The following is a 13,121-nucleotide window of genomic DNA, read 5'->3' as shown; positions in this document are numbered from 1 at the left end:
AGATAGCCCGCCTGTGGGTTACAAAAAAACACCGATTTTTGCTTTCCCACTTAAAGTGCTGGAACAAATTCGCTTCATGAAATCAGGCGCTTAAACTGTCAGATTTTGTTTTCCTGCGCTTACCCCCTAAGGGGGGAAGGCTTACCGGTAAAACAAACCGGCAGCCCTCCCGTCAGGGGAGCGGGCGGGTGCCGAGTTGCGGGCGAAGTTCGGTCGCAGCATATCTGAAGGCTGGATTTAGTTCCCGCTACAAGCGGGATTTGGTTCGATGACAGATAAGAAGTGGATTGAAGAAGCGCGACCGGGTGTCGAAATTGGGTGCAATTGTATCGAACAGAGCGGACCATCGCTTGAGAGTTTAGTCAAACTTGGCGCTATGAGTATCCTCTGGCTGAGATTATTGTCATAGCTCAGAAACACAAACTTTCGTGACTCGAACGCGCCGCTTAGCGTCTGTGCTGCGGGAACTACGACATCTTGCCCGATGTCAGCAGTTTCTCGATCCATTTCTTCACATCTTTGCTGCTGATCTCGCCACTGATGTGACGTTCTTGAACAGCCAAAAACTCGTCGCTGATCTTTCCGCCGGAAAGTCGGACGGAAGCGTTGGCCTGACGGTAGGCCTCTCTCAGCTTTGCTTTCTCGGGGGTATCAGTAGAAGGTTCTGGAGTATAATCCGCGAAGCTTTTCCAAGCTCAAAGAGGAGTTCATTCGACTCAGCGAGGGCAACCAATGCGCCCTCACCGGGAGAACCATTTGCGATCGTGTCGCGCCGCTTTTCGTTCTTTCCTGCTTTCCGGCTCATTGAATAGATTATAGCCCCGTGTAGTATGCGCGAAAAGCAAAATACGCGTTGTCGAATTTTGGGAAGCCGTAGTACAGCGTAGTTTTCTCGATCAAAAGACCAACTACGATATCCCGGTGTTGAACCCTGGCCCGGTCTGGTGCGGTGCGTTGAGGAAGGTGCGGCGGGCAGCGGATTTTGTTGAACACGGGCACCGACCACCCCGTGCGGGTGATGCCACCCCGTTTTCAACATGGTGCGGAATTTGCGGAAATATCGGCGATATGCGGCGATTAGCGAGGCCGCCGAACCTGATCATAGCTCCAGATCAACGCCCGCTCCTTGGTAGGAAAACAGCAACGCACCAAACTCCTTAGCCGCCTGAATGCCATCCGAATGATCATAGTGACGTGCCACGGTTGCCTGCGACCTGTGACCGAGCAACGCGGCGGCGGCGCGGCCAGTCGCTGTCATGGTTTCGCTGGCCTGCGTCGCCACATTGTCCCGCAGCCGATGGATGGATATACGGGTCCCGAAGGCCTTTTCGGTCATATTGCCGGTCAATCGACCGATCTGTTTTTCACTGATCGCGGAATTCCGTGATTTGATGGATGGAAACACCGCACATCCGTCATCGAAGATCGGGCGAAACGACTGGCGGTATTCCTTCAAAGCCGTTGCCAGCCGGGGATTGCGGATGCTGCGCTCAAACGGGGCACCCTGTTTTCGATCTTCCGGCAGTTTCAGCATGGACGCCGGAATGCGGATACCTACGGTCTCGTCATCTTGAAGGTAAAGACTGCTGTCGAAGGAAAGACACGACAAGGCCCGGGCACGCTGCGGCAAGGCGGTTCCGATGGCCAGGATCAATCCATTCCGGAACTGCCGGGCGGCGTCCGTTCCCCGCATCGGTGAGGACCGTGCGTTTTCGATATGCTGGAATCCGAGATCCCAGATCGCCGTGGCGCCAACAAGTTGCGCACCTGTCTTTGTCGCCGCACCCTCCTGATCTGCCCGTTTACGCCAATCCGCCACGACAAAGCTACAAGCCGGGGAAGAAAATCCGGGCTGAACCAGGCCAATCCCGCTCAGAATGCGCGACTGATAGTCTCCGACCGAGCGTGCAGTTATCGAGGGTTCATCTTCCCGATCGGCTAACAGATGGTGTCCGAATGCGTCCAGAGAAGATCCCGTCGGCACCATTGAACAGCACTGGGCCAAACAGAATGCAACCCATCGCTTCAAGGCACGGATGACGTTCAGAGTGTGGGCCGCACTCCAAAGCGTTCGGCCCAACACGCCCTTTCCCTGTTTGGAAAGCACTATCTGCCCTGCGATGGGAGAACGCCACGGCTCCGGCAATCCTTGAAGCAAGGCCTCGACCTCACCCCATGCGGTCTCGCGTGGCGGTTTCTGCGACACTCTATGTTGGCGCAAGACCTGACCAAAATGCGCGGTTCGCTCCGATCCCCACTTGGTCTTGGCCACTTGCTGAACATAGGCGAACTCGGCCAGTGCCGTGGCGCCTATTTCAGTTTGGCGCTGCGACAGATGTTCCGAAAGTTCAGCCCGTCCGGGGACTGGTTCGCTGGGAGATGCCCTGCGGATGTCAGCGAGCAGTCGCAGATGAGCGTTAAGGGTCATCCAAACCTCCTTTTGGTGTCGCGCTTTAACGACTTGTCTTGGGATTTCTCGTTCAGCTTTTCCTGCCATTCGTCCAGCAGCAGGTCTTCATCCAGCTCAGCATAGTAATCGAGCGTAGTTTGCAGGTTCTTGTGCCCCAGTAGACGCTGGACCTTGGGCAGATGATCCGAACTGTCCTTCAACCAGATCCATCCGATCAGATGGCGATAGAGATGAGGGTGGATACTGACACCCACATGCTTTGCGAGAAGCCGGGTCAAACGCTTAAGCAAAACACCGTAATGTGCGCCGTTTGCCCCTTTTCCCTGGCCCGGGAACAGATACGGGTTCTGCCTGTCTCCAGATTTTAGGATGTGGGGACGAAGGTCCTCCAGATACTTCCGGAGCAGTCGGCTCGTGCTTTCGCTCAGCAGGATCGGTAGATCAGCATCCCCCTTCCCGCGCATTTTTACTTCGGCCGCAGGCACCGTCAGACGGGCCACATCGCCATGCCAGGAAATCCAGTCCAGCCTTGCGCGCAGGACATTGTCGCTGCGTGGGGCCCGGCTCATCAGGATGTCATGCGCAAGCGCGGCCATCACATCACGGATCAACTCCGCATCCATGACGTCGATCTTTGCCGGCAAGGTGCCTGATTTTGCCTTGTGCGCCTTCCGGCGGCGATCAACCTCATCGTTTACCGCAGCGATGATCGATCCCGACAGCCGGACCGTCCCGGTGACCCGGGTCTCGGTAAACTGCTGGAGTTTTGCCTTGTTGCGGGGTGCGATCCCGGAAATGCCGGTATCATGCAGTCTGATGAGATCTGCGATGTCCTTCAGATCTTCTGGGGATCGGCAACTGTATCCGGCCGCGATCTTGCGCATGGATTTCAGAACACTGGCAACATAGCCGCTGGGATAATCGCTCTTGTTGCTATCTGCGAGCGCTTCAGCGCCAACTTCCAGAAACTCCGGATCGGTCAACTCTTCGATTGTCTCCGGGACCACCTCCGTCGCGGCGATGATGGCCTTGGCCATGGATTTGACATAGCCACGGCGCCGATCGAGCGTCGACGCGCTCCAGCAGTCCTTCCCAATCAAAAACCCGGCATCCGCTGCCACCGCGGGCACAGTGTTGCGATTTGATTTCCCAGGTTTCTTCTGGCGATCTTTCTTTGCATTGCGCAACCGGGCTTTCTTGTCGGACACTGGGGCTTCCAGCGCATCAAGGGATGTAATGAACTCCGAGCGGGACTGGCCATCGCGTGACATTTTCCCTGTCACCCAGGGTGCGACGCGGGTTTTAAATTCCGTCAGCAGTGGCGCGATCAACGCCTCGTCGACACCAAACTTGTCGCGACCATCCTCAAACGGATGGTCTGCGGCGGCGAAACCGAAGCCCGAAAGGTCAGCATGGGCCGACAGCTTGCCCAGCAAGGTTGAGATCTCGCACACATGCTTTTTGCAACCGGCCTCTCCTTTGGAGGAAACCTCGATCCGGTGACGATAATAGTCTGCCAGGGTGTCTGTGGAAATCGAGCTTGGATCGATATTCGCGTCGTACAGGAAGACCAGGAACGGTCCCGACGCGACTTTGGACGACGTTGGGAGGTCACTTGCCTGGATGGCTTTATACGCATCCCCATAGATCCCTCCGATATCATCAATCCGGCGTTGTCGCTGGCGTGATTGACCACCAGCCACGGCTTTCACCAATGCGGATCGATAGCTTGCGAAACTGCCTTTTGTCAGATTGACGCTCGATGGCCCATTGCGATCGAAAAAGTCGATGACGTCCTGCTTGCAGGCCACTTTTAGCTCTGGTGTCCAGCCTGCGTTCCGGCAGAGCCATTTCAGCCGTGAGACGAGGCTGGCGTCGCCTTTGACCTGCGCGTTGGCGATAAGGTCGGCATAGGTGCGCGGCGGCTCTTTCCCGAGGCTCAGGAAATCTCGACCCGTTGCTTCAGACAGCGCCACAAGCGTGGTGTGGCGCGGCGTGAGACCGGGGATGTTTAGGATGTCTGAGACAGCTTTCTCATTCAGCCCTGAGCGCAGCGAAAGCGCCCGTCGGGACTCTCCACTTGTCTCGAGAAATGTCTTCAATTCCTGTGCGGGGGTCATGATCCTGGCTCCGTCATGCTGTTGGCGACCGGTCATTCGAGTTCGAGATCCGGCCTTCCTTGGTCAGGCCGGACGCGAAGCTCGAAGATCGCGAGCCATTCGTCCTTGATGGTCCAGGATTTCCCCAGCTTTGCTGCCTGCAGCTTGATCGGCCCGTGCGGTGTCGGGCAGCCATGATTGATCCAGTCCCGGATCGTGTGGGGATCGCGCCTGAAGATTTCGGCGATTTCATTCACCGAGTAGTATTTGGGAGCCTGCATCCTTTACCTCCTGTTTTTGTAAGGAGGAATTGGGTCCAAACGGCGTCTGACGGAAATTTCGAAGGAAGGATTTTGCCGTTGATCACCCCGATTTCGATGCCATCGGCCCCGGGGTCGAACCACCGCCAGTTCAACACCTTTTGGGTCACGCCGGTAATAGATGTCTTATTTCCGGTCCGCCCCAAATCTTCCAAACCAAACCTCAATTTCCCAGATTTCCGGTGCAGACACAGGTCATCGCCAACGACGACAACACGGAGACTGGCGATGACCATCACAGATACCAAACGAAGCATTTCGAGAGACGTAGCAGGACGTTTCACCGGGCAAGGCGCGTTCGACAGTGACGCACCGGCCCCAGCGACAAATTTTACCTCTTTGGAAGATGCAGATCTGGATCTGCGGGAAGCCTTGGAAGCTGCGGACGAGATCTTGGCGCCTTCGGGTCAGGACAATACAAAGGTCCCGACAGTCGTCTGTCGCGCCAGTCCCGGCGCAGGCAAGAGCCGGCTTGCAAGACTGCTCCTGGCTGAAAAGGAAAAACGCGGCACGGACCAGCATGTGTCCTTTCATTTGCCAACCCTCGCGTTGGCTGAAGAAGCCGCGTTAGACGCCCGCGCTTTAGGTTTGGATGCCCAAGCGATCCGGGGGCGTTCGGCCCCGCACCCGGATGGACGGGGACGCATGTGTGCGCGAGCTGAGCTGGTGGAGCGTGCCAACCGCCTTGGTCTCTCGGCACAGCAGAGCTTCTGCCGACGCGAGGAGAATGATGGGACCGCAAAGCTCTGCCCGCATTTTGAGGAATGTGCCTATCTCACGCAGTTCAACAACATGACGAAATACCGTTTCCTTGCGACCAGCTATCTGTCCCTGCCCGACCCGGCTGAAAAGTGCGACCTGCGGATCGTCGATGAAACTTTCTGGCAGCAGTTCCTGTCGATCCAGGATGTGTCAGCGGCCGCGTTTACAAATCCACGCGCCCGTTTCCATGCTGCTATGGTCAGGCAGCACGCAAGCTTGCTGGACGCCGCAAGACAGGTTGTTGCGGCTTTGATGGATAATGCATCCCCGTTGTCTTTGCCCTTCTCCAGCGAGGACTATCTGCGCTTGAGAGACTTGGAATGGATGGGGAAAGCACCCTGCCCCGACCTGTCTCCCGAGCAAAATGAGGCGTATCAGGCCAAATTGCTTGGAAAAGCGGAACAGAACCACCGGCATGTTTCCAGGTTCGCTGCGCTTTGGGGAACGCTGGCCGATGCAAAGGCCGCAGGTCTATGCACGACTGAGCGTTTGAAGCTGATTGTCGAGGACGACGCCTTCTTCATCCGCGTGCTACGTCGAAAACCCCTCAGACATAAGGAACCCATGCTGGTTCTCGATGCCGATGCTGACGTCGGCATCCTGTCCGCGCTTGAGTACGACATCCGCAAGGTTCATGACGTCATGCTGCGCCCAAACGCCCTCGTAACACAGCTGCATGATCGCAGAATGACGAATGGAAGCCTTCTGAAGAATTCCGGCTTGCGCGAGAGCTGGCGGCGGATCATCGCGCGGGAGGTTCTGAACGACCGCCTCGACAAAAACGCTGGCGTCCTTGTTGGCGCCACACGGAAGGTCGTTCGCGCCTTTTTCGAGGATGCGGGCCATTGTTTCGATGGTATGTCCGAGACTGAAGTGTCGCGGTTCATGCTGGACACCAAGCTGCACGGCGCGCAATGGCTCTGGTTCGGTGGCCGGGCCCTCGGCTCCAATCGTTACCAGAATTGCTCAACCGTCATCGTGATCGGGCGGGAAGAACTCCCAGTTTCTGCGCTCGAAGATCAAGCTCGTGCTCTGTGGGGAGACACACCCGGAAACCGGCTAAATCTGCTGACACCGGACTCAATCGGCCAGAGTCGCATGCCAGAAGAATCGGTTCCTTACGAGATGACTGACGGAACCTCAAAAGCCGTACTGGTACCGTGCCACCCGGATCAACGCGTGCGCCGCCTGCAACTGCAAAGCCGCGAGCTGTCGACGCACCAGCTGATCGAAAGGCTGCGTCTGGCGAGAGCGAAGTATACGAAAAAGGTGATCATCGGCTGCAACATCCCGATCCCAGGTATCCCGGTGGACAGGCTGGTGTCGTGGCAGGAGTTGGAACCAAACCGTCTCGACGCAGCAATTACAGATGGCTTGCTTACACGCGGCGCGATCCGGATGTCGCCGCAGGGTCTGGCCGATGGAGCGCCGAGGGTGTTTTCGAGTGTGGAAGCAGCGCGCACTTTCCTGAAACGCGGCAAGACCTCACTTGATATCTGTGTCCAGACTTCGTTCGCGACCCGGTTCAAATCGCGGGTTTCATTTGCACGGCTTAAGCGCGCCGCGAAGTATGCGAAACCGGAGCCCGCCATACTCTTGACGAACGGTGCTAATCCACAGGCACTCGCCGAAACTGCGTGGGGAAATCTGAGCCGCTTTGAAACCGTCGCACAATCCGAGTTTAGACTGTAGGCGCCCGCCGGCTCCAGGTTCGGACAAACGCGGTGCCGGGAACACCTGACAAACCAACCAATCATGTAGCAAGGGACAAGCCATGAAGCTCTTTTCCACTAAACTCAGGGCGTAGCGATGACATTTTCGGCACGCGGAAGACACTCAAAAAACACCCGTACAGACTGCTTTGTGAATTCAGATTTAGACTCATCTAATTCCCAAGAAAAACGGAGTCATAAAGATGAGAATAAAAGTTAGGGATCAACGGTTTTATCAGTTTCCCATTCGAGCTGAAGGACGAATTCCGAAGCGCCTTTCCCCGTGCAAAATGGGACCCGCGCAGCAAAGAATGGAGCGTGGCCGCGAATGCCGCAGATCGCCTGGGCCAATAGGTCCGGGTTGTTGAAGAGTCCGGCGTGATTCAGCCAATGGAGGAGAAAGAAACTGCAGACTTGGCCGACAAGGAAGTCGACATGCTGCAAGTGCAGCTCGGCAGCATGAAGAAAAAGCTCAGGGAAGAAGGGGACTTGGCTGAACGCGCAAGATTGGCAAAAGAAAAGGCAGAATCCATTTCAATTGAGCTCGCGTTGATCGAAGAAAAGATAAATTCCGCTCGTGCAAAACGGGCCGCTATTGCCAAAGCCGCCGATTTGGCGCGTGACAAGGTAATGGAGGTTCTGCAACAGGTTGCAGATGTCGATGAAATCGAAGGACTGCGTCGCGGTATGCAGAGGGATTGGCGGCAACTCAAATCCGTGAACCGTGACCGCTTCTCTGAAAAACAAGATCGGCTTCGCGAAATCCGTGATGATCTTGAGAAAGTCAACGTCGTGTCCCGCGCCTTGAACCAAGCCATCTCGGCAAACTACAACCGCCCTGATCGCGACGAAGACGATCTCAAAATCGAACTCGAATTTGAGATTGAGCCATGACGGGTAGAGGACCCCTCACGGCTCAGATCGCAACGGTCGTGAACTACGCCCGATATCACCGATGTCTTTGGGCAATAAGCATCGCGCACATTCAAACAGCTTGACCTTCCATCGTGGGAAGGCGTTACCAGAAGTCTCCAATCCGAATTTTGGAGTTGAATGTGAAAGAAAAACAGATTGCAGACGCGCCGCAGGCGTCAGCACCGGTTAGCGGCGGCAAGATCCTGAAATGGGGCATGATGGTATGTTGCATTGCCATGATAACGCCGATCGTTCTCTACTTCATCGCCGGCGGGACGGCTGGCGGGCTTTCTGACTCCTTGGGTCTTTTCGCACCGTTGATCCTGTGCCTCGGAGCCCATTTCTTTATGCACAAGGCGATGGGAAAATCCTGTCATTCGAACAAATCTGAATCGGAAGGACCAAAGGCAACAGACGCCGCGGTCGGACCGAACGCAGTACACCGGCAATAATCGTCAATCATGAAGCTTTGGTGCTCAAGGTTGGCCACCATGTCGCTGGCCGCTCTTTCGCTGGCGGCTTGCGCACCACGCCCTAAACTATGCCCGTTGCAACCGCCGCAGCCTGAATACGCACTGCCCCAAGGTTGCCGGGTTCAATGGGAGGGCGCGGATGGCGGGGCCTATTTCATCTGCGAAGACGGGCGCGAAGGTTTCGTGAGCTGATCGTGGGGATGTGACATTCCGGCTCGTTGACCCTCCAGCGCTGGAATCTGGCAGAGACGGGTGCAAAACAACCGATGGCAACGCGCAATGGCGAGAACACTCCTAAATTTATGTATTATGATCTTGGGGTTAATCTTTGGCCAGACTTCCGCCGGGACAAGCCTTGCAGCTACATCCCAAGCGTATGAATCAGAGCCCCTGATCGCACACATAATTACCGCGCAGGACGGGATCGCGCCTGACGTCAAGACGATCACTGCAGGACTGCATCTGAAACTGGGCGAAGATTGGAAAACCTACTGGAAATCGCCTGGTGAGGTGGGAATTCCGCCCAAGATCACTTGGAACGGCTCGCAAAACGTCAGCGACGTACAGTTTCACTGGCCCGCGCCGATCCGTTTTCGCGCCTTCGGGATCGAGAATTTCGGGTACAAGGACGAAGTGGTCTTTCCGCTGACCGTCACACTCGAGAACCCCGGAGCGCCAGTTGACTTGAAGGCCGCTGTGACAACGCTGATCTGTTCCGATGTCTGTGTGCCGGTCGAGTTTTCGCTGGACTTGTCGCTGACTCAGGGAACGGGTCGGGATCAGGACTCGGCCCGGCTTATAAATGCCTTTCTGTCGCGGGTGCCAACCACGGGAAACACAAGCGGAATGAAGTCCGACGCCGCGACCCTGGATACCGAGTCCGAGATGCTGACGCTGAATTTCACCAGCGACCTGCCCTTCGATGCGCCTGATGTCTTTCCCGACATGGGACGTGATACCGCGTTTGGTGCACCCGACATCCGGCTCGCTGGCGACAGGCGTCAGCTATGGGTGCAGTTCCCGGTGCTCGCTCTGGCACAGGACCCCCCCTCCTTGTCCGTCACGGTTACCGACACCAACCGCGTGGCCGAGTTTTCGCCCCGTACCGACGCTCCCCCTACCCCGCCACCATATGAGATCGCGGCCGCCGAAACTTCAGCCAGCGCGCTGGTCTGGATCATTTTGCTGGCGGTGGGCGGCGGGTTGATTCTGAATATCATGCCCTGCGTACTGCCAGTGCTTTCGATCAAGCTTTCCTCGGCGGTAAAGGCTCGCGACCGCTCTGCGGCTCAGATTCGCGCCGGGTTCCTGGCTTCGGCAGCCGGAATCCTGACATTCATGTGGCTGTTGGCGGCTATCACCATTGCGGCGCGGTCGCTGGGCTATTCCGTCGGCTGGGGCATCCAGTTCCAGAATCCGCTTTTCCTTGCGGTGATGATCGTGGTGCTGGCGGTTTTTGCAGCCAGCCTCGCGGGCCTGTTCGAGATCACGCTGCCGCAGTCGCTGAACACCCGGCTGGCCCATGTCGAAAAGGGCCGCGTGTCGCTGGTCGGGGATTTCCTGACCGGAACTTTTTCAGCAGTTCTGGCGACGCCCTGCTCGGCCCCCTTCCTCGGCACGGCGGTGGCCTTTGCCTTGACCGGCCGACCGGTGGATATCGTGGCGATCTTCACCGCAATGGGGGTCGGGCTGGCCATTCCTTACTTGCTGGTTGCAGTACACCCGAAACTCACCGCCGCTCTGCCTAAACCGGGGCGTTGGATGGTGGGATTAAAATGGGCCCTGTCGGCGGCACTGCTGACCACGATCGGCTGGTTGGTCTGGGTGATGGTCGGGGTGGCCGGAGACACTGCTGCAACTGCTACCGTGCTGGCTGCAACTGTGCTGGTCCTGTTGATCTGGAAAAGTACGATGATGCCACCCGTTTTGCGCTGGACAGCCCTGTTGCTGACGCTGACCGCAGCGTTTGCTGCACCGGTTGCGATTGCCGGCAAAGACCGGTCCAAGCTGCTTGAGCCAGCCGGAGAGATCCCATGGATTACCTTCAGCCGCTCCGAAATCGCCCGCCTTGTGTCGCGCGGCGAGGTGGTTTTCGTCGATGTCACAGCCGATTGGTGTTTGACCTGCAAGGCCAACAAAGCGCTGGTGCTGGAACGCGGCGAGGTTCTGGCAACACTGCAATCGGACAAAGCAATTCCGATGCAGGCCGACTGGACCCGCCCCGACGATGTGATCGCCCGGTTCCTTGAGGACAATGGCCGGTTCGGGATCCCCTTCAACATCGTCTACGGCCCGTCGGCCCCCGAAGGCATCGCCCTGCCAGAGATCTTGACCACGAACGCCATTCTCGACGCGATGGAACAGGCCGCGCCGATTGCGGGCGGAGCTGTGGAAAGCGGATCCTGACCCCGGAGTTCACATATCCCGGATGCGATTGCTCTGCTGCGCCAAACGCATGGTCTCGTGCTCTTCCATATCCAGTAGTGCTTGAAGGAGTTCGCGTGCCTCGGGTATCTCGGCACGCCCTTGCAAATACCGATATAATTCGATCACCTGATTGTGAAGATCGAAGACCGCTTCGCAGATCTCATCGACGCTCATCTGTGCGAACGGTCTGTCGCAGGTGCGATGTGGGTCGATCGGCTCATGGCCCAAATAGTCATATACCCACGTGTTGAGCGCTTTGGGATCGGCTCGTTTCACGAAGCCATCGACGATTTTCTCCAAAGCAGCCTCATGGTCGGCGAGGTAGGTAAGCAACATCCTGACCAGCTCCTGCTCGGACTGTGTCGAACAGTGGGCCAAACATTCAGCGAGCCAATGATGCATTTCCCGCGTCCAGACAATTAGATCAGAAAACGTTTCAACTTTCATGGTCTCAACCTCCTAAAGATCGGCATGCGAAAGCCTAAACCGGCATTTTCCAGATGCTCACTGGGCATCGAAGCGCAAAGTCGGCGCCGGCCCGACCCACGCCAGGCTGCGGGAATCAACCCCCCAGTTCCAGCAATGCCCGGTCGATTGCCACCTTGCGCGGATCCTCCTGCGGCAGGTCATCCACCAGATCCCTTGCCCTGCCATAGGCGTTCCGGGCGCCGTCGGTCTCGCCCAGCACCAAATAGGCGTTGCCCAGCCGCATCCAGCCGTCCAGATCGCCTGGGTTTTCCTGCATCCGGCTCGCCAGCCGTTCGACCATCGAGCGGATGAAGGCCTGCCGATCTTCGTCGGACATCTCCTCGGCCGTCGCCACCTGATCGGCAGTTGGGCCGGGCATGGAAGGGGCAAAAGCCGCCAGATCCACCGGCGCCCGTCCGATCGACGGGGCGATGCGGTTAAGCTGGGCCACAAAACTCTCCATCCATGGCCGGAACTCCTCTTCGGCGTCGATCCGCGTCTTCAGTAGATCATAGGCCTTATCAGACGATCCAGCCTGCTCCAGACCAACGGCTTTGTAGAATGTCGCTGCTGGGTTCGATGGGTCCAGTTCCAAGGCTCGTTCAAACGCCCGATCGGCCTTGGGCGTAACGACACCGTCATCGGCATAGACCAACGCCTCGCCATATTGCGACACCAGCGCTGAATTCGCATTGGGTCGGTCCAGCAACCCCTCGAACGCGTCTGCGGCATCTCCAAAGCGTCCCATACGCATATAGGTCTGAGCCAACAACACCCATCCCTCGGTTGGCCCGCCGGTTTCATCCGCCTCAAGCCGCGACTTCAGGCGCACGGCAAGGTCGGCGATTTCACGGGCTTCGGCCTGCTCCCCCTCGCGTTGGGCAAATGGCTGGCTGGGGATGTAGGGACTACCCAGTTGCCAATAAAGACCGGCTCCGAGCGCTGGAACTACCAGCGCGGCAAGTAAAATCAGCGCACGCCCGGAATGGCCCATTATCGCTTTGTCGTCCGATTGCCGGTCAATCGCCTTCAGGCGACGTTCTATCTCGACTCTGGCGGCCTTGGCCTCTTCGGCCGAGATAATTCCTCGTTCCAGGTCCTTCTCCACTTCGCCGATCTGGTCGGAAAAGATGGCAGAGGCGCTTTCGCGTCTCGACAAGTCCGAGGTCTTGCGCCCCAGGCCGGAGAGGGCGAGCGTCAGAAACACCGCCACGGCCATGAATGAAAAGATAATCCAGATCATGCGTGCGGCTCCGTGAGTGAATGGTTTTCGGGATTCCGTTCTTCGCTCGCGCCGCGTTCCGTCTCTTGTTTTCGCGACTTCCGATATCGGCGCGCATTTTGGGTCAATACCGCTGCAGTCGCGATACCACCCAGCCCCAGGATGACGATAGGCGCAACCCACAGAATGTAAGTTGATGGCTTCCATGGCGGGTTGAACAGAACATAGTCGCCATAACGCGCAACCAGAAAGTCCAAAACCTGCTGGTCCGTGTCGCCTGCCACCAGCCGTTCGCGCACAAGCAGACGAAGGT

At 57.3% G+C, this 13,121-nt stretch carries 12 protein-coding genes; 5 read left to right on the top strand and 7 right to left on the bottom strand.

The features are described from left to right. Positions 1–467: 467 nt before the first annotated feature. The 4 genes from ABWV79_RS22325 to ABWV79_RS21715 form a co-directional block, all read right to left on the bottom strand. Positions 468–632, bottom strand: coding sequence for an antitoxin VbhA family protein (locus ABWV79_RS22325; protein ID WP_502949876.1), 165 nt, complete (start codon positions 630–632; stop codon positions 468–470). A gap of 467 nt (positions 633–1,099) precedes the next feature. Beyond that, positions 1,100–2,428 (bottom strand): site-specific integrase, encoded by a 1,329-nt coding sequence (locus ABWV79_RS21725; RefSeq protein ID WP_353394844.1) that lies wholly within the window; start codon positions 2,426–2,428, stop codon positions 1,100–1,102. Continuing rightward, on the bottom strand, positions 2,425–4,530 hold the full coding sequence (locus tag ABWV79_RS21720) for a site-specific integrase (protein ID WP_353394842.1): 2,106 nt from the start codon (positions 4,528–4,530) through the stop codon (positions 2,425–2,427). Before ABWV79_RS21720 ends, ABWV79_RS21725 begins: the two co-directional genes overlap by 4 nt. Before the next feature lie 32 nt (positions 4,531–4,562). After that, the gene (locus tag ABWV79_RS21715) at positions 4,563–4,790 is read right to left on the bottom strand and encodes a helix-turn-helix domain-containing protein (protein ID WP_170662916.1); all 228 of its coding nucleotides are present in this window, start codon (positions 4,788–4,790) and stop codon (positions 4,563–4,565) included. A 267-nt stretch (positions 4,791–5,057) separates the two neighbouring features. Here ABWV79_RS21715 and ABWV79_RS21710 point away from each other — a divergent pair, with 267 nt between their 5' ends. The 5 genes from ABWV79_RS21710 (at position 5,058) to ABWV79_RS21690 (ending at position 11,097) form a co-directional block, all read left to right on the top strand. Next, on the top strand, positions 5,058–7,283 hold the full coding sequence (locus ABWV79_RS21710) for a hypothetical protein (RefSeq protein WP_353394839.1): 2,226 nt from the start codon (positions 5,058–5,060) through the stop codon (positions 7,281–7,283). Positions 7,284–7,693: 410 nt separating this feature from the next. Next, complete coding sequence (locus tag ABWV79_RS21705; protein WP_353394837.1) at positions 7,694–8,197, top strand: hypothetical protein; 504 nt, start codon at positions 7,694–7,696, stop codon at positions 8,195–8,197. Between the two features lie 161 nt (positions 8,198–8,358). Then, positions 8,359–8,670, top strand: coding sequence for a DUF2933 domain-containing protein (locus tag ABWV79_RS21700; protein ID WP_353394835.1), 312 nt, complete (start codon positions 8,359–8,361; stop codon positions 8,668–8,670). A gap of 39 nt (positions 8,671–8,709) precedes the next feature. Then, positions 8,710–8,883 carry a hypothetical protein gene (locus ABWV79_RS21695; RefSeq protein WP_170417885.1) on the top strand — a complete coding sequence of 58 codons (174 nt, stop codon included), beginning with the start codon at positions 8,710–8,712 and terminating at the stop codon, positions 8,881–8,883. Positions 8,884–8,970: 87 nt separating this feature from the next. After that, positions 8,971–11,097, top strand: coding sequence for a protein-disulfide reductase DsbD family protein (locus tag ABWV79_RS21690; RefSeq protein ID WP_353394833.1), 2,127 nt, complete (start codon positions 8,971–8,973; stop codon positions 11,095–11,097). Positions 11,098–11,106: 9 nt separating this feature from the next. Here the strand turns inward: ABWV79_RS21690 and ABWV79_RS21685 are convergent, their stop codons facing one another. From ABWV79_RS21685 to ABWV79_RS21675, 3 genes are all read right to left on the bottom strand, one after another. Then, complete coding sequence (locus ABWV79_RS21685) at positions 11,107–11,565, bottom strand: ATPase (RefSeq protein ID WP_353394830.1); 459 nt, start codon at positions 11,563–11,565, stop codon at positions 11,107–11,109. A 115-nt stretch (positions 11,566–11,680) separates the two neighbouring features. Then, positions 11,681–12,829: a c-type cytochrome biogenesis protein CcmI gene (gene ccmI, locus ABWV79_RS21680; RefSeq protein ID WP_353394828.1), complete on the bottom strand. Its 1,149-nt coding sequence runs from the start codon at positions 12,827–12,829 to the stop codon at positions 11,681–11,683. Then, positions 12,826–13,121, bottom strand: a 296-nt coding sequence (locus tag ABWV79_RS21675) for a cytochrome c-type biogenesis protein (protein ID WP_353394826.1), incomplete at its 5' end; no start/stop codon positions are given. The genes ABWV79_RS21675 and ccmI, both read right to left, overlap by 4 nt.

Origin of the sequence: Ruegeria sp. HU-ET01832 (assembly GCF_040371315.1) — a bacterium.
Lineage (GTDB): Bacteria > Pseudomonadota > Alphaproteobacteria > Rhodobacterales > Rhodobacteraceae > Ruegeria > Ruegeria lacuscaerulensis_A.
Note: the sequence above shows the minus strand (reverse complement) of the source record. Positions and strands in the feature narration are given on the sequence as shown.

Bases quoted from the DNA above. Each gene is read 5' to 3' on its own strand.
- ABWV79_RS21695 (WP_170417885.1), top strand. From the start codon at position 8,710: ATGTCGCTGGCCGCTCTTTCGCTGGCGGCTTGCGCACCACGCCCTAAA.
- ABWV79_RS21690 (WP_353394833.1), top strand. From the start codon at position 8,971: ATGGCGAGAACACTCCTAAATTTATGTATTATGATCTTGGGGTTAATC.
- ABWV79_RS21715 (WP_170662916.1), bottom strand. From the start codon at position 4,790: ATGCAGGCTCCCAAATACTACTCGGTGAATGAAATCGCCGAAATCTTC.
- ABWV79_RS21705 (WP_353394837.1), top strand. From the start codon at position 7,694: ATGGAGGAGAAAGAAACTGCAGACTTGGCCGACAAGGAAGTCGACATG.
- ABWV79_RS21720 (WP_353394842.1), bottom strand. From the start codon at position 4,530: ATGACCCCCGCACAGGAATTGAAGACATTTCTCGAGACAAGTGGAGAG.
- ABWV79_RS21710 (WP_353394839.1), top strand. From the start codon at position 5,058: ATGACCATCACAGATACCAAACGAAGCATTTCGAGAGACGTAGCAGGA.
- ABWV79_RS21685 (WP_353394830.1), bottom strand. From the start codon at position 11,565: ATGAAAGTTGAAACGTTTTCTGATCTAATTGTCTGGACGCGGGAAATG.
- ABWV79_RS21725 (WP_353394844.1), bottom strand. From the start codon at position 2,428: ATGACCCTTAACGCTCATCTGCGACTGCTCGCTGACATCCGCAGGGCA.
- ccmI (WP_353394828.1), bottom strand. From the start codon at position 12,829: ATGATCTGGATTATCTTTTCATTCATGGCCGTGGCGGTGTTTCTGACG.